Source organism: Massilia sp. BHUDP2 (assembly GCF_046236355.1).
Taxonomy (GTDB): Bacteria; Pseudomonadota; Gammaproteobacteria; order Burkholderiales; family Burkholderiaceae_D; genus Telluria; species Telluria varians.
Window position 1 is genome coordinate 1,535,325 of sequence record NZ_JBJUVW010000001.1, and the last position, 24,155, is coordinate 1,559,479.

A 24,155-nucleotide genomic window follows, 5' to 3' on the forward strand; every position below is an offset into this window, starting at 1 on the left:
GGGTCATGAAAAATATTTTCGACAAACCCTCAAGTTCTCGCCAGGCGCTCCGTTAATGGAGTGGAGAAGGGCAGCAAGATTTGAAAAAATATTTTGCGAAAACCCTAAAGTTCTCCGAAAGCTTGACGTAAACCGTATCAAGCGCACGACAGAAGCAGTCTCGAGCGCGCACAATTCGGCGGATTTTCCGCAGCTCCCCCCAGCCCCGTTTTCATAGGGGCGCCAGAGTGATCCAGCAGGGTTTGTCAGACAAACTCCTACGGGTCCTGCCGTCATTTCGCGGACGAAAAATACAGAGTTCGTCCAATACCGAAAAAGTTTCCTCACGGTCAGAATCTATCTCAACGGCAACACCTCAGTAGCAACTGAGTCGCCGATCAACGGATACGGAGAGATAGAAAAATGACGATGAACGACATGATGGCTGAAATCCGCGACGCCAACCTGAGCTACCTGATGCTGGCCCAGCAGATGATCCGCGCCGACAAAGTCACCGCCATTTTCCGTCTCGGCATCTCCGCCGACATCGCTGAGCTGATCGAAGGCATGAGCAATGCCCAGATCCTGAAGCTGGCAAGCGGCAACATGATGCTGGCCCGTTTCCGCTTCGACGACACCGCCATCCTGTCGATGCTGACCAGCCACACCAAGGAGCGCAGCCTGGCCCAATCGCACGCCGCGATCCTGATGGCCGGCCAGCCTGTTGAAGAGATCGTATAAAATCCCGCTGACGCGGTCCCGTCGGGGCTGCATGGCAAGTAACACGGGCGGGAGTGGCAATGAGCAAGAAGAGTGTCGTATCGGAAGCGCAGGAAATCCAGCTTGCGATCGAACTGATCAACCTGGGGGCGCGCCTCCAGCTGCTCGAAACCGAAGTCTCGCTGTCGCGCGAGCGCCTGCTCAAGCTGTATAAGGAACTGAAGGGCGTCTCTCCGCCCAAGGGCATGTTGCCGTTCTCGACCGACTGGTTCCTGACCTGGCAGCCCAACATCCATTCTTCGCTGTTCATCAACATCCATAACTTCCTGGTCGAACATGCCGGCGCCAGCGGCATCCAGGCGGTGATGAAGGCTTACCAACTCTACCTCGAACAGATGCCGCCCGAGCCGGGCGAAGAGCCGCTGCTGTCGCTCACCCGCGCCTGGACTCTGGTGCGCTTCTTCCAGAGCGGCATGCTGGTGCTGGCCCCGTGCCAGAAATGCCAGGGCAAGTTCGTCGTCAATGCCCTCGACCTGAACGCCGGCTACCTGTGCGGCCTGTGCCACATGCCTTCGCGCGCCGGCAAGACGCGCAAGGCCAAGGATGCCAGGGACGCGGCCGCTGCTGCCGCAAGCCAAAACAAGTGATGATGGGGTTTCGTAGGGTGGGCGGCTTCGCCGCCCACCCTACATGAAGCCCGCGGTGGCGGCGCTGCTGCTGCAGCTTGCCGCTTTTCCCCTCACGCTCGCCGTCACCTGGCTGCTGGCCACTGCCGGCATCCCCATGTCCTACCTCTCCGTGGCCGTGATCCAGGGACTGGCCGCCGCCGGCCTGAGCTGGTGGCGCGGCCTGGCGAGCTGGTGGCGCGCGATCCAGCTGCTGTTCCCGGTCGCGCTGTTCGGCGCCGTTCAACTGGCGATACCGCCGCTGGTCTTCCTGGCCGTCTTCCTGTTCCTGCTCCTGCTCTATTGGTCCACCTACCGTACCCAGGTGCCGTACTACCCGTCCAACCGGCGCGTCTGGGAGGCGGTGGCCGGACTCCTGCCGGACAAGCAGCCGGTGCGCGTGATCGACATCGGCAGCGGCCTGGGCGGCCTGGTGCTGGACCTGGCGCGCCGCGGCCCGGCGGTCGAGGCCCTTGGCATCGAGCTGGCGCCGCTACCCTGGCTGGTCAGCCGCCTGCGCGCGCGCCTGCTTGGCAGCCGCGCCCGTTTCATCCGCGGCGACTACGACGCCCTCAATTTCGGCGAATTCGACCTGGTGTTCGCCTACCTGTCGCCGGCCGCGATGCCCGCCCTGTGGCGCAAGGCGGCGCGCGAAATGCGGCCCGGTTCGCTGCTTCTCAGTTACGAATTCATCATTGACGATCGTCTACCTAACCGTATCGTCTATCCCACAGAGGGCGGCCCGGCCCTTCATATCTGGCACTTTTAGACGACAAAACCGGCCTTTCTGCTTGCCGGTAAGCCATTCTCCCGCTAGAGTGGTTCCCTGCGTCAACTTTGCCTGAAATCACTATTATTTGAGTCGGCCGGACGAAACATTCCCGGCATTTCTGGAGCGGAATTCCCTTGTTAGTCATTCTTGGTTACATCGTCGTCTGCCTCTGCGTCTTCGGCGGCTTTGCCCTGGCCGGCGGCCACCTGGCCTCGCTGTGGCAGCCGATCGAACTGCTGATGATCGGCGGCGCCGCCCTGGGCGCCTTCTTCGTCGGTAACACCATGAAGTCGGTCAAGGCGACCATGAAAGCCCTGCCGGGTGTGTTCAAGGGCTCGCAGTACACCAAGGACATGTACATGGAGCTGATGGCGCTGCAGTTCGACGTGCTCTCTAAAGTACGCAAGGAAGGCCTGATGTCGATCGAAGGCGACATCGAGGCGCCGGAAGCCTCGCCTTTGTTCTCCAAGTACCCGGCTGTCTTGGGGGACCACCACATCGTCGAATTCATGACCGACTACCTGCGCCTGATGGTGTCGGGGAACATGGACGCGATGCAGATCGAAAACCTGATGGACAACGAGATCGAGACCCACCACCACGAGGGCGCGATCCCGGCCCACGTGATCGCCAAGGTCGGCGACGGCCTGCCGGCCTTCGGTATCGTGGCGGCGGTGATGGGCGTGGTCCACACCATGGAATCGGTGGGCCTGCCGCCGGCCGAGCTGGGCATCCTGATCGCCAAGGCGCTGGTCGGCACCTTCCTCGGCATCCTGCTGGCCTACGCCTTCGTCACCCCGCTGGCCAGCGTGCTGGAGCAGAAGCTGGAAGAATCGACCAAGATGTTCCAGTGCGTGAAGGTCACGCTGCTGGCAAGCCTGAACGGCTACGCGCCGGCGCTGGCCGTCGAATTCGGCCGCAAGGTGCTGTACTCGACCGAGCGTCCAAGCTTCGCCGAACTCGAAGAGCACATCAAGAAGAAGAAGTAGAGCGTGATGCTGCTTTCAGATCAACTGCAGGAATCGAGACGAGGAGGGGACCATGGCTGACGACAATATGCGTCCCATCGTCGTCAAGCGCATCAAGAAGGTCCAGGGCGGCCACCATGGCGGCGCCTGGAAGATCGCCTACGCCGACTTCGTGACCGCGATGATGGCCTTCTTCCTGCTCATGTGGCTGCTCGGCTCGACCGCCAAGGGCGACCTGGAAGGCATCTCGGAATACTTCAAGACGCCGCTCAAGGTGGCGATGGCGGGCGGCTCGGGCGCCGGCGACTCCTCGTCGGTGATCAAGGGCGGCGGCACCGACCTGTCCCGCCGCAACGGCCAGGTCAAGAAGGGCGACATCGACCCGACCTCGAAGACCTACAACCTGGAAGCGGCCAAGGCCCAGATCGCGCGCGCCGAGGCCGAGCGCCTGCAGTCCCTCAAAATGAAGATCGAATCGGTCATCGAGGTCAATCCGCTGCTCAAGAAATACAAGAACCAGCTGCTGCTCGACCTCACCAGCGAAGGCCTGCGCATCCAGATCGTGGACGAGCAGAACCGCCCGATGTTCGAGCTGGCCAAGGCCGAACTGCAGCCGTACACGAAAGAAATCCTGAATATCATCGGCATGGTGCTCAACGAGGTGCCGAACAAGATCGGCCTGTCGGGCCATACCGACGCCACCCCGTATTTCAGCCATGCCGGCTACAGCAACTGGGAGCTGTCGGCCGACCGCGCCAACGCCTCGCGCCGCGAACTGGTGCGCGGCGGCCTGGGCGACGACAAGGTGCTGCGCGTGGTGGGCCTGGCCTCGGCCGCCAACCTCGACCGCAAGGACCCGTTCAACCCGATCAACCGGCGCATCAGCATCATCGTCATGAACAAGAAGACCGAGGAAGCCGTGCAGCGCGACGCCGCCTCGCTCGAGGTGCCGGCGCAGCAGCCCGCGGCGGCGGCCGAAGCGGTCGCGGCGAACGCCGGTATGCCGGCCGCAGGCAAGTAGTCCAGCAGGAGACTCGAATGAAAAGAAAAAAGATTCTCGGATCACACGTCAAGCGCCTGCTCTCCGGTGTGGCCATCCACGGACGCCGCCACCTGACCGAGGTCGAGACCGACCTGCTGCAGACCGAGCTGCTGCTGGAAGAAGCCATCGACAAGCTGACCAGCAGCTTCATGGCCATCCACACGGCGGTCGGGGCGCGCCAGGAAGCGATCAACCGCCTGCTGGCCGGCGAGACGCCGAGCGCCGAAGACAGCGCGCACCTGTCTGAAATGTCCGGCGAAATCGGCCAGCACGTGAACTCGGCCATCACCAGCATGCAGTTCCAGGACATGACCAGCCAGCTGATCGACCGCACGCTGCGGCGCGTGACCGGCCTGCGCGATTTCCTCGGCACGCTCAGCGAGCATGGCGCCGAGATCGCACCGGAAACCGACAGCGACGAGATCGTCGAACGCCTGGGCAAGGTCAGCATGGCGCTGGCGATCCAGTCGCTCGAGCTGCGCAGCATGCTGCGCAAGTCGGTCGACCAGCAGCACCTCGAGAGCGGGGACATCGAACTCTTCTGAGTGCGGCGCCGGTACTGAACAACACGATACTTCGCCACTTAACATTCAACCGGAACATACCGGATAAAACAGCAGGAGCAAAACATGGCAAAAACGATTCTCGCGGTCGACGATTCCAGTTCGCTGCGCCAGATGGTGGCCTTCAGCCTGAAGGCGGCTGGCTACAACGTGGTGGAAGCCGTGGACGGCCAGGATGGCCTCGACAAGGCAAAGCTGCAGAGCGTGGACCTGGTCCTGACCGACCAGAACATGCCGCGCATGGACGGCCTGGCGCTGATCAAGACCCTGCGCACGCTGCCGACCTACGCCAAGACCCCGATCCTGATGCTGACCACCGAGTCGTCCGACGAGATGAAGGCCAAGGGCCGCGCCGCCGGCGCCAACGGCTGGCTGGTCAAGCCTTTCGATCCGCAGCGCCTCATCGAGGTCGTCAAAAAAGTCATCGGTTGAACCGATGATGCGCCGGGTAATCGAGGAAACAGCACCATGACGATCGACATCAGCCAGTTCTACCAGGTCTTTTTCGACGAGGCAGAGGAACTGCTCGCCGAAATGGAGCGGCTGCTGCTGGCAGTCGACGTGGCCGCGCCCGACCCGGAAGACCTGAACGCGATCTTCCGCACCGCCCATTCGGTCAAGGGCGGCGCCTCGACCTTCGGCCTGTCCGACATGAGCGAGGTCACGCACGTGCTCGAGTCGCTGCTGGACCGCATCCGCAAGGGCGAGATGGCGTTGACCTCGAACCACGTGGACGCCTTCCTGGCGGCCAAGGACAGTCTCAAGATGCAGCTCGACGGCCACCGCCACGGCGCAGCCGTCGACCAGGAAGCGGTCGCCAACGTGCGCATGGTGCTGCACGACCTGGCCGAGGGCCTGGTGCCGCACGCACCCGTGGTGGCGCCGTCCTATCTCACCGCCGAGGCGAAGGTACATCACCCGACTGAGGGAGCGCACCGCTACAAGATCGAGCTGCCGCCGGTCGAGCAGCGCGACATCAGCGCCCTGGTCGACGAGCTGGGCCTGATGGGGCGCGCCAAGGTGACGCCGCTGGAGGGCGGGCGCAGCGCCATCATCATCACCACGCACGAGAGCCTGGACGACATCATCGCGATCTGCTCCTTCGTGCTCAATCCGGAAGACCTGAAGATCTTCGAGGCCCCGGCCTTGACGCCCGAACAGCGCGCCATCGAGGCCGCCGAGCGCAAGCGCATCGAGGACCAGCAGGGCTACGGCTTCTTCGACGCCGACGACGAGGGCGCGGCCGCGGCAAGCGGCGACGACGAGCTGTCGGACGACGAGCGCGGCTACGGCTTCTTCCAGCCGATCGAACAGATCCGCGCCGCGGCCGGCATCACGGGCGAACCGAAGCCGGCTGCCGCGCCGAAGGGCCCGGAACCGCTCGAGCTGTCCGAAACGGCAAGCGAGCTGGCGCTTGAAAAGAAGGCCGCCGCCAAGAAGGACCCGCACGCGGAATCGTCCTCGATCCGGGTGTCGGTCGAGAAGGTCGACCAGCTGATCAACCTGATCGGCGAACTGGTGATCACCAACGCCATGCTCGAGCAAAGGAGCGGCGGGCTGGATCCGATGTCCCACGAGCGCCTGCTCAATTCCATCAGCCAGCTGGGCCGTAACACCCGCGAGCTGCAGGAAGCGGTGATGTCGATCCGCATGATGCCGATGGACTTCGTGTTCTCGCGCTTCCCGCGCATGGTGCGCGACCTGGCCAGCAAGCTTGGCAAGAAAGTCGACTTCATCACCAACGGAGCCGCCACGGAGCTCGACAAGGGCCTGATCGAGCGCATCGTCGATCCACTGACCCACCTGGTGCGCAACTCGATCGACCACGGCATCGAGATGCCGGCCGCGCGTGTCGCCAGCGGCAAGTCGGAGGCGGGGCGCCTGTTCCTGTCGGCCGGCCACCAGGGCGGCAACATCGTCATCGAAGTCTCGGACGACGGCGCCGGCCTGAACCGCGAGCGGATCCTCTCCAAGGCGGCCCAGAACGGGCTCCCGGTGAGCGAGAACATGAGCGACGAGGAAGTCTGGCAGCTGATCTTCGCGCCGGGCTTCTCGACCGCCGAGCAGGTGACCGACGTGTCGGGCCGCGGCGTCGGCATGGACGTCGTCAAGCGCAACATCGCCTCGATGGGCGGCAGCGTCGACATCCGCTCGGCGCGCGGCTTCGGCACCACGATCTCGATCTCGCTGCCCCTGACGCTGGCCATCCTGGACGGCATGTCGATCCGCAGCGGCGAAGAGGTCTACATCCTGCCGCTGTCCTTTGTCGTCGAGTCGCTGCAGCCGGCGCTTGCCGACATCCGCGAGATCGCGGGACGCGGCCGCGTGCTGAAGGTGCGCGGCGAATACCTGCCCCTGATCCCGCTGTACCAGATGTTCGACATCCAGCCGCGCATCACGGACCCCTCCGAGGGCATCGTGGTGATCCTCGAGACCGAGGGCAAGAAGGCCGCGCTGTTCGTGGACGAACTGGTGGGCCAGCAGCAGGTGGTGGTGAAGAACCTGGAAGCGAATTACCGCAAGGTGGCCGGCATCTCGGGCGCCACCATCCTGGGCGACGGCGGCGTCGCCCTGATCCTCGACGTGGCCGCGCTGGTGCGCTCCTCGCGCCAGCTGCTCGGCGACACCGTCGCATCGTGAAGATTTTTACAAAACATTAACCCCAAGAGGACGTGAACATGTCTACTGTACAGAACAACAAACCGGCCGACGGCACCATCGAAGGGGCCGGCAGCGAGTTCCTGGCCTTCACCCTGGGCTCCGAGGAATACGGCATCGATATCCTCAAGGTGCAGGAGATCCGCGGCTACGAAGCGGTGACCCGCATCGCCAACGCACCGGAATTCATCAAGGGCGTCATCAACCTGCGTGGCATCATCATCCCGGTGGTGGACATGCGCATCAAGTTCAAGCTGGGCACCCCGGTGTACGACCAGTTCACCGTGGTGATCATCCTGAACATCGGCGGGCGCATCATGGGCATGGTGGTGGACAGCGTGTCGGACGTGACCACGCTCACCCCGGACCAGATCAAGCCGGCGCCGGAAATGGGCACCGCCTTCAATTCGGACTACATGATCGGCCTGGGCACGGTGGACGAGCGCATGCTGATCCTGGTCGACATCGACAAGCTGATGTCGTCCAGCGAGATGGGCCTGATGGACAAGCTGGCAGCGTAATTTCGTTGGGGTGGACGGCTTCGCCGCCCACCCCAACGAACAGCCGGCACAAGCAACACTGATAGCAACGAAGAGGCAATAACGTGCCGCAGCAACGAACCGATACGGCCAAGGAATTCGATTTCACGCGCAGTGATTTCGAGCGGGTCCGCGCGCTGATCTACCAGCGCGCCGGGATATCCCTGGCCGACAGCAAGCAGGAGATGGTCTACAGCCGCCTGGCGCGGCGCCTGCGCGCCACCGGCATCCAGTCCTTCGTGCGCTACCTCGACGACCTGGAAGCAGGCCGGATGGCGACCGAATGGGAAGCCTTCACCAATGCGCTGACCACCAACCTGACCTCGTTCTTCCGCGAAGCCCACCACTTCCCGCTGCTGGCCGATCACCTGGCCGGGCTGCAGCGCCGCGACGGCCAGCCGCTCACCATCTGGTGTTCGGCCGCGTCCACCGGCGAGGAGCCGTATTCGATCGCGATGACCGCCTGCGAGGCCTTCAACAGCTTGAGCCCGCCGGTACAGATCGTCGCGACCGATATCGACACCAACGTGCTGGCGGTCGGCGCCACCGGGGTCTACCCGATGGAGCGCGTCGACAAGGTGGGCGCGGAGCGCCTGAAGCGCTTCTTCCTGAAGGGGAAGGGCGCCAACGAGGGCATGGCGCGGGTGCGTCCGGAACTGCGCCAGCTGGTGAGTTTCCGCCAGCTGAACCTGCTGGCGAACGAATGGCCGGTGGAAGGGCAGTTCGACGCGATCTTCTGCCGCAACGTGATGATCTACTTCGACAAGGACACCCAGCGCAAGATCCTGGCGCGCTTCGTGCCCCTGATGAAGCCCCATGCCCTGCTGTTCGCCGGGCATTCCGAAAACTTCCTGTACGTGTCGGATTCGCTGCGCCTGCGCGGCAAGACGGTGTACGAACTCGATCAGGCCGCGCGCCGCCACCCGTTCTAAGACACCGACATGAACAACCAGTTCGCCACCAACGTCTACTACGACCGCACCTTCGACTGCGACGCCGCCAAGATCCTGCCGGGCGAGTACTACTACACCGGCAAGAACATGCTGATCGTGACCGTGCTCGGTTCCTGCGTGTCGGCCTGCATCCGCGACCGCATCACCGGCCTGGGCGGCATGAACCATTTCATGCTGCCCGACGGCGGCGACGCCGGCAGCCCGGTGTCGGCCTCGATGCGCTACGGGAGCTTCGCGATGGAGATCCTGATCAACGACCTGCTCAAGGCGGGCGCGCGCCGCGAGAACCTGGAAGCCAAGGTGTTCGGCGGCGGCGCCGTGCTGCGCGGCTTCACCGCCATGAACGTGGGCGAACGCAATGCCTCCTTCGTGGTGGACTTCCTGAAGACCGAACGCATCCCGGTGCTGGCTTCGGACCTGAACGACGTCTATCCGCGCAAGGTGTACTTCTTCCCCAAGACCGGCAAGGTGCTGGTGAAGAAGCTGATGCAGACCCAGAACGATACGCTGGCAAAACGCGAGCTCGATTACGCCAAACGACTCAAGGTCGAACCGGTCGGCGGCGACATCGACTTGTTTTGACCAGGGAAGAACAAGACCTGAAAGGACGACACATGACAATCAAGGTGTTGATCGTCGACGACTCGGCGCTGATCCGCAGCGTGATGAGCGAAATCGTCAACTCCCAGCCCGACATGGAAGTCGTGGCCACGGCCCCCGACCCGCTGGTCGCGCGCGAGCTGATCAAACGCCACAACCCGGACGTGCTGACCCTCGACGTCGAGATGCCGAAGATGGACGGCCTCGATTTCCTGGAAAAGCTGATGCGCCTGCGCCCGATGCCGGTGCTGATGGTGTCCTCGCTGACCGAGCGCGGCTCGGAGATCACGATGCGCGCGCTGGAACTGGGCGCGGTCGACTTCGTCACCAAGCCGAAGCTGTCGATCCAGACCGGGATGCGCGAGTACACCGAACTCATCGCCGACAAGATTCGCGCGGCAAGCCGCGCGCGCATCAAGCGCATGGTCCCGGGCAGTAGCCCGGCGCCGCAGCTGTCGGCCCTGCGCAGCCCCCTGATCTCGTCGGAAAAGCTGATCATCATCGGCGCCTCCACCGGCGGCACCGAGGCGATCCGCGAATTCCTGATGCAGATGCCCTCGGACTGCCCGGGCATCCTGATCGCCCAGCACATGCCGGAAGGCTTCACCAGCTCCTTCGCCAAGCGCCTCGATTCGCTGTGCAAGATCAGTGTCAGCGAGTCGCAGGGCAACGAGCGGGTGCTGCCCGGCCACGCCTACATCGCGCCGGGGCATTCGCACCTCCTGCTCACCCGTTCCGGCGCCAACTACATGACGAAGATCGAGCAGAGCCCGCCCGTCAACCGGCACCGTCCCTCGGTGGACGTGCTGTTCCGCAGCGCCGCGCAGGCGGCGGGCAAGAACGCGGTCGGTGTTATCCTGACCGGCATGGGCAAGGACGGGGCCGCCGGCATGCTGGACATGCGTACTGCGGGCGCGCACAATTTTGCCCAGGACGAGGCAAGCTGCGTCGTGTTCGGCATGCCGCGCGAAGCGATCGCGCTCGGCGCTGCCCACGAAGTAGGCAGTTTGCAGGCCTTGCCGGGCATGGTGCTCGAGCACCTGGCCTCGCAGGGCAGCCGGGCGTTGCGTGTTTGATCCGGATGCGCTTGTATTGATGCCATTTTATCGCCGTACGGCAACAAAAATGCTATTCTTGAGGCTGATCCCACGGTCGCGCGGTTTTGTTCAGCGCTCACCTACTAAACCAAAGCAAAAGATTCAAAACGGAGTAATTCATGGCTGATCCAAAGTTGCGTTTTCTGGTTGTTGACGATTTCTCGACGATGCGCCGCATCGTCCGGAATCTGTTGAAGGAACTGGGTTATGCCAATGTCGACGAAGCAGAAGACGGCGTGATGGCGCTGGCCAAGCTGCGCAGCGAACCCTTCGACTTCGTGGTGTCGGACTGGAACATGCCGAACATGGACGGCCTGACCATGCTGCAGAACATCCGTGCCGATCCCGCGCTGGCCAAGCTGCCGGTGCTGATGGTGACCGCCGAAGCCAAGAAGGAAAACATCATCGCGGCCGCGCAGGCAGGCGCCAGCGGTTACGTGGTCAAGCCGTTCACGGCCGCCACGCTGGACGAGAAGCTCAACAAGATCTTCGAAAAGATGGACAAGGCGGGCTGACATGACGGAGCAGACTGCGGCGCAGGTCGAGACCTCCCACGAGGAGGTCCTGAGCCGGATCGGGCACATGACGCGCGCGCTGCACGAAAGCCTGCGTGGCCTCGGTCTCGACAAGCTGATCGAAAAGGCGGCGAGCGACATTCCCGATGCGCGCGATCGCCTCGACTACGTGGCGCGCCTGTCCGAACAGGCTGCAAAGCGCGTGCTGGACGCCACCGACGCCGCCGGCCCGGTGCAGGATGCGATCGAGACCCGCTCCGGCGAGCTCGCCGGCGCCTGGCAGGCCTTGCTGGACCAGGGTGCTTCGGAACAGGACTGGCGCGCGCTGGCGCAGCGCACCATCGCCGGCCTCGATGAGTCCCGTGCCGGGGCCTGCGCGACGCGTGCCCAGCTGATGGACATCATGATGGCCCAGGACTTCCAGGACCTGACCGGCCAGGTGATCGGCCGCATCACGGGCATCGCCCAGAACCTCGAGAAGCAGCTGGTGCAGGTGCTGATCGACTTCGCGCCGAGCGAGATCCGGCGCGAGATCGACAATGGCTTGCTCAACGGCCCGCAGATCAAGCCGGAAGGCAAGAGCGAAGTGGTTGCCGACCAGGGCCAGGTCGACGACCTGCTCGACAGCCTCGGTTTCTAAGGCGCGCGGGCCACGGGGCCGCCCGCGCACCGTTACACGTTTCATCACGCGCCACATGCATCAAACTAACTTCATCGTCCGCGAACCGCTGCTCGACCCCAGGCAGCGCGTCATCGGCTACGAGCTGTCGTGGCAGCATCACGACGGCAAGGTCCCGAGCGACCAGGAACTGGAAGACCTGGTCGGCTTCGTCGCCGAGCACGTCAACCATGCCGAGCATGGCTGGCTGCTGCGCGACAAGGTCCTGTTCCTCGATGCCGTCCCGGAGATGCTCTCCCTCGATGCGCTGCACGCGCTGCCGCCGGAGCGCACCGTCCTGACCCTGAACATCCGCAAGCTGACCGACCCGGACGTGCGCGCGGCGGTGCAGGCGGTGCGCGTGGGCGGGGTAGGGGTGTCGATCCGCGGCGCCGACCTCAAGCTGCTGGGCCGCAACCTGTCGCCCTATGCCTCCTACGTCGAGGTGCAGTTCGCCGGCAGCGACGTCGCCACCCAGGCCCGCACCTATGCCGCCGCCAGGCATGCCGCGGTGCGCATGGTGGGCCGCCCGGTAGCCACCTGGGCCGACTTCGACGCCTGCGCCACCCTCGGCCTGGATGCCTTTGTCGGCAAGCTGCACCTGACCCCGCGGCCGGGCAACCCGGTCAAGGGTATGAACCCGACCCAGAGCACCATCCTGCAGCTGATGCAGCTGGTGCAGAACAACGAGGACCTGCCCAAGCTCGAGAACATCCTGAAGCGCGATCCGGCGCTCACCTACAAGCTGCTCAGCTACATCAATTCCGCGGGCTTCGGGGCCGCGCGCAGGGTAGAGTCGCTGCGCCAAGCGATTGCCCTGATGGGCTATGCCCCGCTGTACCGCTGGCTGGTGCTGCTATTGGCGACGGCCAGTTCGAGCGGCTATTCGCCGGTGCTGATGGAGACCGCGGTGGTGCGCGGCCGCCTGGCCGAGCTGCTCGGACAAAAGGCGCTGCGCGGCGAGGGCGAGCACCTGTTCGTGGCCGGCATGTTCTCGCTGCTGGACCGGCTGCTGGGCCTGCCGATGCAGGAGGTGCTGGAGACGGTGCCGCTGCCCGAGGAAGTGGTCAGGGCGCTGGTGTCGCGCGAAGGAAAATATGGGCCTTACCTGGCCCTGGCCGAGGCTTGCGAACTCAATTCGGCGCTGGTGGCGGGGCTGGCGGAGTCGCTCGACATCTCCCCGCTGGAAGTCAACAAGGCGCACCTGTCGGCGCTGGCCTGGGCGCAGTCGGTGGCGGCGTAAACGTCAAAGACAACTTGGATTCCCGCCTGCGCGGGAATGACGGTCTTTCAGCTAACGGATAGAAACCGCTGCGTCTGCTCAGCCCAACAATAACCGAGGTCGTTCCCGCGAAGGCGGGAACCCAATTTTGCCAGCATACCGCTAGCGCCTATCGCGCAACCGCCCGCCGCTCCGGCGTCCCGGTGGTCACGAAGCGTTCCAGTGTCTGCTGCATCTGCATCGAGATGCTCGCGAAGCTGCAACCGATCTGCACCTGCTCCCCCAGCAGGAAGGTGCGGAACGGCCGCAGCAGGCGTACTTCGAGGTCGGCCATGATCACCAGGCTCGGCCCCAGCTGCAGGCGCACGCCTTCCAGCTTCTTCCCCACGTGCAGCCCGAAGCATTGCTCGGGCGTCGCACGCAGCCCCACGCCCCCTTGCGAAAAGTCGTACAGGGGCAGTTCCATCTCGGTGCCCTTGATGCGGAAGCTCGCCAGGTAATGGACGCCCACCGGCGTCTCGACCCGGCGCGCGGCGCGGCGGTTCAGCACCAGGCAGGAGGGCGGGAATTCGGCCTGGACGTGCAGCTTGTCGGAGGGCGCCGGCTTCCAGGACTGGTCGAGTTCGAACTGCAGCTTGGCATTGCCGCCCAGCGAAGCGACCAGGGTGGCCTTGCCGGCCGGCGGGCGCTCGCTGCCGGTGAAGTCGATCACGAAATGCGGCAGCTCCGGGTCGACCGATTCGATGCGGGCCAGCAGCGGCTCGATCCAGCCGGCCGGGAACACCGTGATCGGCTCGCCGGACAGGGACAGGGCGGTCAAGGCCTCGCCGATATCGAAAGGATCGCGCATTTCATGCGGCTCGGCAGTGCTGCCGATGCGGCTGAGCGCGTCCGACTGCCGCGGCGGGCCCTTGCGGTCGATGGGAGTGGGGGTGTCGTTCACGGCAACTTTCCTTGCGAGATTCCTTCATGCCGCGCGAAAACCGGCTGGTTTCCGCGCACGTCAAGTATAAGGCTAGTCCGGCTGGTATTGCAATTTAGCAAGCAAAGATAGCTGTTTGTTACGCTTAGATCTCCAGGTTGTCGATCAGGCGCGTGTTGCCGAGCTTGGCAGCGGCCAGCACGACCAGCGGAGCGCCCGCTTCCAGGTCGGCCATGCCGGGTGCCTGCAGGTCGATGCGCTTGCGGATCGAGACATAGTCCGGCTTCCAGCCGCGCGCGGCCAGGAAATCCATGGCCTGGCGCTCGACGGCGGCGACGTCGCGGCTGCCTGCGCGCATCGCTTCGGCGACGGCATTGAGCTGCTGGTACAGCGCCGGGGCCTCGCGCCGCTCCTCGCTCGAAAGATAGCCGTTGCGCGAGGACAGGGCCAGGCCGTCCTCGGCGCGGAAGGTCTCGGCGCCGATGATTTCGGTCGGCAGGGCGAACTGGCGCGCCATGTTACGGACGATCATCAGCTGCTGGTAATCCTTCTTGCCGAACACGGCCACGCGCGGCTGCACGCAGGAGAACAGCTTGGTCACCACGGTGCAGACGCCGTCGAAGAAACCGGGGCGGAACTCGCCTTCCAGGGTGTTGCCCAGGCCTTCGGGCGGACGCACGCGGTATTCCTGCGGCTCCGGGTACATGTCCTTCTCGGTCGGCGCGAACAGCACGTAGACGCCTTCCTTTTCCAGCTTGGCCACGTCGTCCTGGAAGGTGCGCGGGTACTTGTCGAAATCCTCGTTCGGGCCGAACTGCAGACGATTGACGAAGATGGACGCCACCACCGGGTCGCCATGCCGGCGCGCCAGGCGCATCAGCGACAAATGGCCTTCATGCAGGTTGCCCATCGTCGGCACAAAGGCGGTGCGCAGCTGGCCGCGCAGCTGGTCGCGCAGTTCGTCGATGGAGGAAATGATTTTCATGGGGGTAACGGAATAGGAATAAAGTAACCGGCTCTTCAAGCCGGGGAATAGGCCAGGCGCACATAGATCGGCGCAAAGGGTTCGGCCTGCGTGATCTCGATCAAGGTTTCCTTCGCCAGTTCGAGCATGGCGACAAAGTGTACAACCACGATCGGAATCGTGTGCTGGCCGGCGAACAATTCGGAGAATTCGACGAAGCGCTGCGACTGCAGGGTGCGCAGGATGGCGGACATGTGCTCGCGCACCGAGAGCTCCTGGCGGCTGATCCGGTGGTGCTGGGTCAGCTTGGCGCGGCGCATCACATCCAGCCAGGCGCGCTGCAGGTCCCATGGGTCGACCTCCGGGAGCATGGTTGCCACGCCCTGTTCGACGAACAGCTGCGGGCGCACGAAGTCGCGGCCTTCCTGGGGCAGGGCGCCGAGCGCCACCGCCGCCGCCTTGATCTGCTCGTAGTCCAGCAGGCGGCGCACCAGTTCGGCGCGTGGGTCGCCGACGTCTTCGACCAGGTCCTCGTGCCTCTTGGGGAGCAGCATCCTCGACTTGATCTCGATCAGCATCGCCGCCATGAGCAGGTACTCGGCGGCCAGCTCCAGGTTGCGCTGGCGGATCTGCTCGACGTATTCCAGGTATTGCAGGGTCACCTGCGCCATGGGGATGTCGAGGATGTTGAAGTTCTGCTTGCGGATCAGGTACAGCAGCAGGTCGAGCGGACCTTCGAAGGCGTCGAGGAAGACCTCGAGCGCGTCCGGCGGGATGTACAGATCGTTGGGCAGGCGCGTCAAAGGCTCGCCGTACAGGCGCGCGATGGCCGCCTCGGCCGCATCGGCCGCTGCGTTCAGGTGCTCGTCGTGGATAGGCGGGGACGCCCCATCCTGCGAGGGATCGGCCGCGCTTGGCGCGGCCTGCTCGGGCAGCATGGGACTTACCTCAGCCTCAGACCTTGGACTGGTACGGGTAGGCTTGCTGGCGCAGGCGCGACGCGTTGATGCGCTCTTGTTCGTCCAGCGACAGCGGGGCCTTGTCCCACAGCAGGGCGCGGCCTTCCACCTGGCGCGCTTCCATGCCCGGAGTCTTGGCTTTCAGTTCCTTGATGAACTTGGTGTGCTCGGATTCGTACAGCGAGTGTTGTTTCTTGAAGAACATGATTTCCAGAATGAAGTAGCAAACAGACGGGGCAGATTCTTCAGCCCCGGCAGGTTTGCGTCAAGTTTACTTGTGCAGTTCGTTCAGCTGGCGGGCGATGATGTCGTGGTTGAGCCACAGCACCGGGGCGATCTTTTCCGATGCGCCATGGAACATCAGCGGGCCGGCGCCTTCCAATACGAGGCTCGACAGGTGGTCGGTGATCAGCGCCTTCTTGTCCTTGTGCAGGTTGGTGATGGCTTCCGAGGTGCCGATCATGACTTCGGCCAGTTCCGGGGTGTTGTCCATCGGCCAGGCTTCGAAGTTGCGGAAGTGGGCGCTGGTCGCGTCGTTGTTGTAGTGCTCGATGGTGTCGAGCAGCGACTGCAGCGAGATGCCGTCGCCCAGCAGGTCCTGGCAGATTTGCCATTGCTGCTCGGCCCATGCTCCGCCGCCTTCCTTCTTCAGGGCGACCAGCAGCGGGAACAGCGACAGCTCGACGCCCACGAAGATGTCCGAGGAGTTGGTGCGGATTTCCGGGCAGTTGAACACGGTGGCGTAGATGCCCTGGTTCCAGGCCGCCTGGGCGATCGACTCCAGGCGCATCTTTGCGTAGCCCTGGGTGTAGTTGGTGTAGGTCTGCCACTGGTACTCGCCCTGGATGAGGATCTCGGTGCCGTGGTAGCCGTAGGCGGTGTAGCGCACTTCGCCGCCGGCTTTCGTCACGCGCTCGCGGATCGCGCTTGACGCATCGATCAGGTATTTCAGCGTGTTGGCGGTGACTTCGTCGAAGTTCATCAGGATCAGCTTGCCCAGGTCGCTGTCGAGCAGGGCGCGCGAGGATTCGAAGCGCTCGCCGCGGCCCTTGTAGATGCGGTTGGCGATGGCCAGGAAGGCCTTGATCTTCGGGATGCCGCCGGCCATGGTGTGGGCGAAGAAGACGTTCGCGCCTTCCGGGATCAGCTTGTCGATTTCAGCCATCGCCTGGGCGGCGCTGGTGGTGAAGCGGCGCACGCCGGCCTCGCGGCAGCGCTCGATCTTGTCCCAGTCCAGCTTGTCGTCCTGCCAGGTCTTGAGCTTGACGTCCGCCAGCAGTTCGGTCGGGTTCTGCTCGCCTTCCGGGGCGTCCATGTCGAAACCGGCCATCAGCGGCACGTTGACGATCTTGCCGCCGAGCTTCTCTTCCGCTTCAAGGTGTTCTTCCGCGGTGAGGGCGCGCAGGGCGCCGGACTCGTCGCGGCGGCCGACGGTGATGCCGACGATGCTCATGCCGGCAGCGCGCGCCTCGTCGATCAGGCCGTTCACATAGCCGCGGCCGAACAGTTCGCCGAACAGGACGAAGACGTCGCCCTTGCGGAACACGTTGGCTTGCGGGATATGGCGGAGAGGAGTGAATTCGGTCATCTTATTATCTACCTATCTTGTATGGTCTGAAGAAGGCCTGCCGGCAAGGGCCGGTGGAAGCACGAGTTTCAGAAAAATAACACGTCATTATAACGCCGCGGATGGGCGTGGGCGTTGATTTTGGCGGTGGGGCGGGGAGAGGAAGGCCGGGCTCCCGTGGGGCGGGAACCCGGCTCGGGCCTGGCTCAGCGAATACGCATGCCCGGCTGCGCGCCCGGCATCGGATCGAGCAGGTACAGGCCCGGATTGGCCTTTTCGTCGGCAGCGGATGCGCACAGCACCATGCCCTCCGACACGCCGAACTTCATCTTGCGCGGCGCCAGGTTGGCGACCATGACGGTCAGCTTGCCGACCAGGTCTTCCGGCTTGTAGGCCGACTTGATGCCCGAGAACACGTTGCGGTAGCGGCCTTCGCCCACGTCCAGGGTCAGGCGCAGCAGCTTGCCGGCGCCTTCGACGTGTTCGCAGTTGACGATCTTCGCCACGCGCAGGTCGACCTTCAGGAAATCGTCGATCGAGATTTCCGGCGCCAGTTCCTCGATGTCGCCCGCCGGCGCGGCCTCGGCCACCGGTGCGGCGGCTTCTGCAGCCGGTACAGGGGCTGCGGCCGCCGGTGCAGCCGGCTTGTCGAACAGGTTCTCGACCATCTTCGCATCGACGCGCTGCATCAGGTGGCTGTAGGCGCCGATCGTGCGGCCCAGCATGGTTTCGTAGACGGCCGCGCCGTGGGTGTCGAGCCAGCTCAGCTCGCTGTCGCCCAGGAACTCGGTGACGCGCGCGGCCACCTGCGGCAGCACCGGCGACAGCATGATGGTGAGCTGGCGGAACAGGATCAGCGCGGTGGTGCAGACGTCGTGCAGTTCAGCAAGCTTCGACTCATCCTTGGCCAGCAGCCAGGGCTTGTTCTCGTCCACGTACTGGTTGACAATGTCGGTGATCTCCATGATCTCGCGCATCGCGCGGCCGTACTCGCGCGCTTCGAACGCGGCCGCGATGCTGGCCTGGCGCTCGGCGCCGTCAATCATCAGGGCCTTGCAGATCCAGCCCTTGGCGTTATCGGACAGGGTGTCGGCCAGCTTGCCGTCGAATTTCTTGGCGATGAAGCCGGCGCAGCGGCTGGCGATGTTGATGTATTTACCGATCAGGTCGCTGTTCACGCGCGCCACGAAGTCGTCGCCGTTGAAGTCGAGGTCTTCGACTTTCGCATTCAACTTGAACGCCAGGTAGTAGCGCAGCCATTCCGGGTTCATGCCCAGCTCGAGGTAGCGCAGCGGCGAGATGCCGGTGCCGCGCGACTTCGACATCTTTTCGTTGTTGACCGTCAGGTGGCCGTGCACCGCGACCTTCAGCTTGTCGATGATCGGGTGCTGCGAGAAGTTCAGCATCGCCGGCCAGAACAGCAGGTGGAAGGACACGATGTCCTTGCCGATGAAGTGGACCTGCTCGGCGGCCGGGTCGTGCAGGAAGGCCTCGTAGTCGATGCCCTGTTTGCTGAAGTAGTTCTTCAGCGAGGCCAGGTAGCCGACCGGCGCGTCCAGCCATACATAGAAGAACTTGCCCGGCGCGTCGGGAATCGGGATGCCGAAATAGGGCGCGTCACGCGAGATGTCCCAGTCGGCCAGCTTTTCGCCGGACTCGCCCAGCCATTCCGAGACCTTGTTGACCATTTCCGGCTGCAGGCGGCCCGGGGTGTTCAGCCATTCCTTCAGAAAAGCGAAGCAGCGCGGGTCGGACAGCTTGAAGAAGTACTGCTCCGAAGGCTTGAGGATCGGGGTCGAGCCGGTGAAGACCGAGAACGGGTTGATCAGTTCCGTCGGCTGGTAGGCGGCGCCGCAGACTTCGCAGTTGTCGCCGTACTGGTCCTTGGCGTGGCAGACCGGGCACTCGCCCTTGATGTTGCGGTCGGCCAGGAACATGCCCTTGACCGGGTCGTAGAAGCGGTCGACGGTTTTGGTGACGATCAGGCCGGTCTCACGCAACTGGCGGTAGATACCTTGTGAAAGTTCGACGTTTTCCGGCGAATCGGTCGAATACCAGTTGTCGAAGGCGATGTGGAAGCCGTTCAGGTACTGCGGGCGGCCGGCGGCGATCTTGGCCACGAATTCCTGCGGCGTGATGCCTTCTTTTTCGGCAGCGATCATGATCGGGGTGCCGTGGGTGTCGTCGGCGCAGACGAAATGCACCTGGCGCTGGATACCATTATCGCGCTGCATTCGCTGGAACCGGACCCAGATGTCGGCCTGGATGTATTCCATCATGTGGCCGATATGGAAGGCAGCGTTGGCGTAGGGCAGGGCAGTGGTGACGAACAGCTTGCGGGTCATGGTGGTCGAAGCGCTTTGGTTATATGGAAAGAAGCATTTTACCAGCGGAAGGCGGCACCTGCGCAGCGGCCGGCGCCGGGTTTGCCAAAGCAACAAGAAGCGAGCGGCATTTTGCGCTACACTTCGCCCCTATAACCTGGAGAAACACATGAGCATCACTGAGAACGATGTCAAGGCAGCATTGTCGGCGGTCATCGATCCGAATACCGGGAAGGATTTCGTTTCTTCCAAATCCATCAAGAACATCAAGCTCAGCGGCGCGGACGTCTCCTTCGACGTCGAGCTGGGTTATCCGGCGGCCAGCCAGGTCGCCGGCATCCGCGACAGCGTCGTGGCTGGCGTGAAGGCGCTGCCCGGCGTGGGCAACGTGACGGCCAGGGTCTATACCAAGATCCTGTCGCACGCGGTCCAGCGCGGCCTGAAGGTCATGCCGAACGTGAAGAACATCATCGCGGTCGCCTCGGGCAAGGGCGGGGTGGGCAAGTCGACCACCGCCGTCAACCTGGCCCTGGCGCTGAGCGCCGAGGGCGCCAGCGTCGGCATCCTGGACGCGGATATTTACGGTCCGTCGCAGCCGATGATGTTGGGGATCAACGCCCGCCCCGAGAGCCGCGACGGCAAGACCATGGAACCGCTCGAGAACCACGGCGTGCAGGTGTCCTCGATCGGCTTCATGATCGATCCGGACGAGCCGATGGTCTGGCGCGGCCCGATGGTCACCGGCGCGCTGCAGCAGCTGCTGGAGCAGACCAACTGGCGCGACCTCGACTACCTGATCGTCGACATGCCCCCGGGCACCGGCGACATCCAGCTGACCCTGTCGCAGAAGGTGCCGGTCACCGGCGCCGTCATCGTCACCACCCCGCAGGACATCGCCCTGCTGGACGCGCGCAAGGGCCTCAAGATGTTCGAGAAGGTCGGCATCCCGATCATCGGCGTGGTCGAGAACATGAGCACCCACATCTGCTCCAACTGCGGCCACCACGAGGAAATCTTCGGCGCAGGCGGCGGCGAGAAGATGTGCCGCGACTTCGGCGTCGACTTCCTCGGCAAGTTGCCGCTGAACCTGTCGATCCGCGAGCAGACCGATTCCGGCCGCCCGACCGTGGTGGCCGATCCGGAAGGCCCGGTCGCGAGCGTGTACAAGGAGATCGCGCGCAAGGTCGCCGTCAAGGTCGCCGAAAAGGCGAAGGACATGACCAGCAAGTTCCCGAGCATCGTCGTCAAGAACGACTGATTTTCTACCATCTGGTAAAAAACGATGCGCGTTTCCAGCATCCGCGAGCGCCTGGCCCTGCTGGGCGCGCTGCCGCTGCACCAGGAGCGCGTGCTGCGCGACTGGGTGCAGGGCGCGGCGCACGAGCGCGGCCGCCGTCCGGCCTCCGACTTCCTGCCTAAATCCGTACGCGAGGCCTTGCCCGCGCTGGATGCCGAACTGGCCGGCCTGGTGCGGCTGGTCTCCAGCCACCCGGGCGAGGACGGTTCCGAACGCCTGCTGGTGGGCTTGAGCGATGGTCAGATGGTCGAATCGGTGCTGCTGCCGCGCGACGGTGTGTGCGTCTCGAGCCAGGTCGGCTGCGCGGTCGGCTGTACGTTTTGCATGACCGGCCGCGAAGGCCTGCTGCGCCAGGTGACGAGCGGCGAGATCGTGGCCCAGGTGGTGCTGGCGCGCCGCCGCCGGCCAGTGAAGAAGGTCGTCTTCATGGGCATGGGCGAGCCGGCCCACAACCTCGACAATGTGCTGGAAGCGATCGAGCTGCTCGGCATCGAGGCCGGCATTGCGCACAAGAACCTGGTGTTTTCCACCGTGGGCGACCCGCGCGCCTTCGAGCGGCTGGCCCTGGGGCGGGTGAAACCGGCGCTGGCGCTGTCGCTGCACACCACCAAGCCTCAGCTGCGCGCCGAACTGCTGCCGCGCGCGCCGCGCCTGTCGCCCTCGGCGCTGGTGGAGCACGGCGAGCGCTATGCGCGCCTGAGCGGCTATCCGATCCAGTACCAGTGGACATTACTGGAGGGCGTGAACGACGGCCCGGACGAGATGGACGGCATCGTGTCGCTCCTGCGCGGCAAGTACGCCATCCTGAACATGATTCCCTATAACACGGTGCCCGACCTGGCGTACCAAAGACCGAGCTGGGAACGCGCCCGCGCGCTCGCGGCCGGCCTGCACGCGCGCGGCGTGCTGACCAAGCTGCGCGATTCGGCCGGGCAGGACGTCGACGGCGGCTGCGGCCAGCTGCGCGCCCGGGCAGGGCGCACCATCGCGCTGCGCCGGGCTTGAATGGCATCCGACATGGACGAACAAACCCGCGCAAGCATGCAGCGGATGCAGACCCTGGAGGACGAAGGCCGGTACGACGAGCTGCTGGCCTGCCTGGAGGGGCTGTACGCGCAGGCCGAGCATGCGCCGGCGCCGGCCAGGGCCGACTATTTCATGACGATGTTCCAGTGGAAGCTGCTCATCGAGAAATACGCGCCGGCAGCCAGCGCGCTGGCGCGGGCGCGCGATGAGCAGGTACGGCGCCTGCTGGGCGGCGAGCCGTATGCCGGCACCGCTCCCTGGCTGGAGGACCACCGCCAGATGTTCGAGCGGGTCGAACGTTTCTTCCTCATCGTCGACATGAACGAGACGCTGGGTGACCCGCGTGCGACCCACGCGCTGTTCCTGCAACTGGAAGCACAGGAGCCCGACCTGACGCGCCGCCATGCATGGCGCGCCTTGCCGGCCATCGTCGAGACAGGCGACTTCGTCCTGGCGGAGCGCTACCGCGGCGATCCGCTCAAGCTGCTGGCCGAAGTCAACTGCAATGCCCGGAGCTTGACCCTGTTCCCGCCGGGCAGGCAGGCACCGCGCCTGGCTGCCGAGCTGATGAGCCTGACGCGCGAGGTCCGGATCGCCATCGCCGTGTTGCACGGCCTGGACCGGCCAGCCGAGGCCTACGCCGTACGCGACGGCTTGCTGCGCGGATTGGAGAGCGAGGAATTGCGCATGCTCGCCGAGCGCGAGCTGGGCGAGCCTGGCACCATCAGCCGGCGCATGGCCGAACACCAGATGGCGCTAGAGCAGGCCCCAGGCATGACCGCCGGCGCGTAATCCCCGGATCCTCGTCGCCGCGCCATCGCTCAGGCCAGCGCGGGACGCCCGAACAGGTAGCCCTGGCCGGCCTTGACGCCCAGGCCGCGCAGCACGGCCAGCTCGGCGTCCGTTTCGATGCCCTCGGCCACCACGTCGCAGCCGGTGTCGCGCGCGAAGCCGGTCAGGGCCGCGGCCAGTGCTCGGCGGCCGGAATCGGCGTCGATCCCCTGGATCAGGCTCTGGTCCAGCTTGATGATGTCGGGCTGCAGCTGCAGGATATGGCGGAAGCTGGCATAACCCGAGCCGGCATCGTCGATTGCCAGGTGCAGGCCGGACCGGCGCAGTGTATCCAGGGCGACCGCAATCGCAGGGTATTCCTCGATCGGCGCGTGCTCGGTGAGTTCCAGTACCAGCCTGCCGAGCGGCGCATCGCTTAGGCGGGAAGCCAGTGCGCCGCTAAGGATCGTGCCGGGGGAAACGTTGAACGAGAGGTAGGCCTGCGGCGACAGCGTCGGTAGGCACGCAAGGGCCAGTTCGATGGCCAGCAGTTCCAGTTCGGCGCCCTTGTCGACCTGATGCGCGTCGTCGAACCACCCGGCAGGGCAGCTTTCGGGAGCAGGAAAGCGCGACAGCGCTTCGTACCCGAGCACACCGCCGCTCGCCAGGTCGACGATTGGCTGGCAGGCGATGGCAATCGCGCGGCCCTGGATTACCCGGGTCAGGCGAGCGCAGGTCTGTTCGGCGGCGCGCTCGGCAAGCACGCGTTGTTCCAGCATCACGGCGATCAGGCCGGCAAAGCGCCGCATCGCTTCCACGTCGACCTCGCGCAGCGAGGAGTTCGGGCTGCGGTTGTAGCAACAGAAGGTCCCGAACACCGAGCCGTCGGACAGCCAGATCGGGACGCCCAAGTGAGCACGGATTTTCAGCGCTTCGGTGCTGTTCAGGCGCTTCAAGATGGGGTAGATGTGGCTATCGTCGACGATGGACGGGATCGATCCATCGACTATATGCTGGCAGTAGCTCTCCGCCAACGGATCTGAGTGCCCTGGCTGGACCGGCAGATCGCCGTCGGCCGCGATGTGGCGGAAGATGCGGCGGCCGTTCTTGAATTCCGAAATGAAGGCCACATCCATGCGCAGGCAGATCCTGGCAAGGTCGACGGCAGACAGGATGATGTCGTGCAGCGGTGCCTGCGACTGCTTGGTGGGCGTCACGTTCAGCATGGCGTACAGAACACGGGTTGTCGAAGTGTTATTGTAGGTAAGTGCGGGCAGACCGGCAACACTTGTCACGCACAATCTACTGGCGGCATGCCTGCCGGGATGACTCTTCTTTTCGGCAATTTTCTGTCCGAAAATAAAGTTCACCAAA

General features: G+C 64.4%; 25 protein-coding genes. 18 read left to right on the forward strand and 7 right to left on the reverse strand.

Features of this window, described 5'->3' with window-relative positions; translation table 11 throughout:
- The first annotated feature begins 402 nt into the window (after positions 1–402).
- The 15 genes from flhD (at position 403) to ACK6C6_RS06950 (ending at position 12,972) form a co-directional block, all read left to right on the forward strand.
- Complete coding sequence (gene flhD, locus ACK6C6_RS06880; protein ID WP_027863769.1) at positions 403–720, forward strand: flagellar transcriptional regulator FlhD; 318 nt, start codon at positions 403–405, stop codon at positions 718–720.
- A 59-nt stretch (positions 721–779) separates the two neighbouring features.
- Positions 780–1,346, forward strand: a complete 567-nt coding sequence (gene flhC, locus ACK6C6_RS06885; RefSeq protein WP_409266549.1) for a flagellar transcriptional regulator FlhC — start codon at positions 780–782, stop codon at positions 1,344–1,346.
- A 43-nt stretch (positions 1,347–1,389) separates the two neighbouring features.
- The gene (locus ACK6C6_RS06890; protein WP_409266550.1) at positions 1,390–2,133 is read left to right on the forward strand and encodes a class I SAM-dependent methyltransferase; all 744 of its coding nucleotides are present in this window, start codon (positions 1,390–1,392) and stop codon (positions 2,131–2,133) included.
- A 137-nt stretch (positions 2,134–2,270) separates the two neighbouring features.
- Positions 2,271–3,125, forward strand: coding sequence for a flagellar motor stator protein MotA (motA, locus tag ACK6C6_RS06895; RefSeq protein ID WP_409266552.1), 855 nt, complete (start codon positions 2,271–2,273; stop codon positions 3,123–3,125).
- A 52-nt stretch (positions 3,126–3,177) separates the two neighbouring features.
- Positions 3,178–4,125: a flagellar motor protein MotB gene (motB, locus tag ACK6C6_RS06900; RefSeq protein ID WP_036207300.1), complete on the forward strand. Its 948-nt coding sequence runs from the start codon at positions 3,178–3,180 to the stop codon at positions 4,123–4,125.
- A gap of 17 nt (positions 4,126–4,142) precedes the next feature.
- Entirely contained in the window at positions 4,143–4,691 is a 549-nt protein-coding gene (locus tag ACK6C6_RS06905; RefSeq protein WP_209586081.1) for a chemotaxis protein, read from the forward strand.
- Between the two features lie 84 nt (positions 4,692–4,775).
- Entirely contained in the window at positions 4,776–5,141 is a 366-nt protein-coding gene (locus tag ACK6C6_RS06910; protein ID WP_027863763.1) for a response regulator, read from the forward strand.
- 36 nt (positions 5,142–5,177) lie between these two features.
- Positions 5,178–7,349: a chemotaxis protein CheA gene (gene cheA, locus ACK6C6_RS06915; protein WP_409266554.1), complete on the forward strand. Its 2,172-nt coding sequence runs from the start codon at positions 5,178–5,180 to the stop codon at positions 7,347–7,349.
- Positions 7,350–7,387: 38 nt separating this feature from the next.
- A complete protein-coding gene (locus tag ACK6C6_RS06920; protein WP_209586083.1) occupies positions 7,388–7,888 on the forward strand; it encodes a chemotaxis protein CheW in 501 nt (166 codons plus the stop codon).
- Positions 7,889–7,971: 83 nt separating this feature from the next.
- Complete coding sequence (locus tag ACK6C6_RS06925) at positions 7,972–8,838, forward strand: CheR family methyltransferase (protein WP_409266555.1); 867 nt, start codon at positions 7,972–7,974, stop codon at positions 8,836–8,838.
- A gap of 9 nt (positions 8,839–8,847) precedes the next feature.
- On the forward strand, positions 8,848–9,441 hold the full coding sequence (gene cheD / locus ACK6C6_RS06930; RefSeq protein ID WP_036207314.1) for a chemoreceptor glutamine deamidase CheD: 594 nt from the start codon (positions 8,848–8,850) through the stop codon (positions 9,439–9,441).
- 32 nt (positions 9,442–9,473) lie between these two features.
- Positions 9,474–10,535, forward strand: a complete 1,062-nt coding sequence (locus ACK6C6_RS06935; protein ID WP_036207316.1) for a chemotaxis response regulator protein-glutamate methylesterase — start codon at positions 9,474–9,476, stop codon at positions 10,533–10,535.
- A gap of 140 nt (positions 10,536–10,675) precedes the next feature.
- A complete protein-coding gene (gene cheY / locus ACK6C6_RS06940; RefSeq protein ID WP_036207318.1) occupies positions 10,676–11,071 on the forward strand; it encodes a chemotaxis response regulator CheY in 396 nt (131 codons plus the stop codon).
- A gap of 1 nt (position 11,072) precedes the next feature.
- On the forward strand, positions 11,073–11,711 hold the full coding sequence (cheZ, locus tag ACK6C6_RS06945; RefSeq protein WP_292045307.1) for a protein phosphatase CheZ: 639 nt from the start codon (positions 11,073–11,075) through the stop codon (positions 11,709–11,711).
- Between the two features lie 55 nt (positions 11,712–11,766).
- Complete coding sequence (locus tag ACK6C6_RS06950) at positions 11,767–12,972, forward strand: EAL and HDOD domain-containing protein (RefSeq protein WP_409266557.1); 1,206 nt, start codon at positions 11,767–11,769, stop codon at positions 12,970–12,972.
- 148 nt (positions 12,973–13,120) lie between these two features.
- Here ACK6C6_RS06950 and ACK6C6_RS06955 read toward each other — a convergent pair whose 3' ends face one another.
- The 6 genes from ACK6C6_RS06955 to metG all read right to left on the reverse strand — a co-directional run bounded on the left by ACK6C6_RS06955 (position 13,121) and on the right by metG (position 19,708).
- On the reverse strand, positions 13,121–13,894 hold the full coding sequence (locus tag ACK6C6_RS06955) for a PilZ domain-containing protein (RefSeq protein WP_409266558.1): 774 nt from the start codon (positions 13,892–13,894) through the stop codon (positions 13,121–13,123).
- A 124-nt stretch (positions 13,895–14,018) separates the two neighbouring features.
- Positions 14,019–14,858, reverse strand: a complete 840-nt coding sequence (gene panC, locus ACK6C6_RS06960) for a pantoate--beta-alanine ligase (RefSeq protein ID WP_036207329.1) — start codon at positions 14,856–14,858, stop codon at positions 14,019–14,021.
- Positions 14,859–14,893: 35 nt separating this feature from the next.
- Positions 14,894–15,775 (reverse strand): segregation and condensation protein A, encoded by an 882-nt coding sequence (locus tag ACK6C6_RS06965; protein ID WP_409266559.1) that lies wholly within the window; start codon positions 15,773–15,775, stop codon positions 14,894–14,896.
- Positions 15,776–15,791: 16 nt separating this feature from the next.
- Positions 15,792–16,001, reverse strand: coding sequence for a DUF3460 family protein (locus ACK6C6_RS06970; RefSeq protein WP_409266560.1), 210 nt, complete (start codon positions 15,999–16,001; stop codon positions 15,792–15,794).
- Between the two features lie 66 nt (positions 16,002–16,067).
- A complete protein-coding gene (locus ACK6C6_RS06975; protein WP_409266562.1) occupies positions 16,068–17,384 on the reverse strand; it encodes an enoyl-acyl carrier protein reductase FabMG in 1,317 nt (438 codons plus the stop codon).
- A gap of 185 nt (positions 17,385–17,569) precedes the next feature.
- Positions 17,570–19,708 carry a methionine--tRNA ligase gene (gene metG / locus ACK6C6_RS06980; protein WP_409266564.1) on the reverse strand — a complete coding sequence of 713 codons (2,139 nt, stop codon included), beginning with the start codon at positions 19,706–19,708 and terminating at the stop codon, positions 17,570–17,572.
- Between the two features lie 148 nt (positions 19,709–19,856).
- On the opposite strand from metG, the gene apbC reads away from it, so the two are divergent.
- From apbC to ACK6C6_RS06995, 3 genes are read left to right on the forward strand one after another with little or no spacing between them, the layout of a single operon-like run.
- Entirely contained in the window at positions 19,857–20,945 is a 1,089-nt protein-coding gene (apbC, locus tag ACK6C6_RS06985) for an iron-sulfur cluster carrier protein ApbC (RefSeq protein ID WP_209586090.1), read from the forward strand.
- Between the two features lie 24 nt (positions 20,946–20,969).
- Positions 20,970–21,989, forward strand: a complete 1,020-nt coding sequence (locus ACK6C6_RS06990; protein WP_409266565.1) for an RNA methyltransferase — start codon at positions 20,970–20,972, stop codon at positions 21,987–21,989.
- A gap of 12 nt (positions 21,990–22,001) precedes the next feature.
- Positions 22,002–22,802 carry a hypothetical protein gene (locus ACK6C6_RS06995; RefSeq protein ID WP_409266566.1) on the forward strand — a complete coding sequence of 267 codons (801 nt, stop codon included), beginning with the start codon at positions 22,002–22,004 and terminating at the stop codon, positions 22,800–22,802.
- 29 nt (positions 22,803–22,831) lie between these two features.
- On the opposite strand, the gene ACK6C6_RS07000 is transcribed toward ACK6C6_RS06995, so the two are convergent.
- Entirely contained in the window at positions 22,832–24,151 is a 1,320-nt protein-coding gene (locus ACK6C6_RS07000) for an EAL domain-containing protein (RefSeq protein WP_409266567.1), read from the reverse strand.
- Positions 24,152–24,155: the final 4 nt, after the last annotated feature.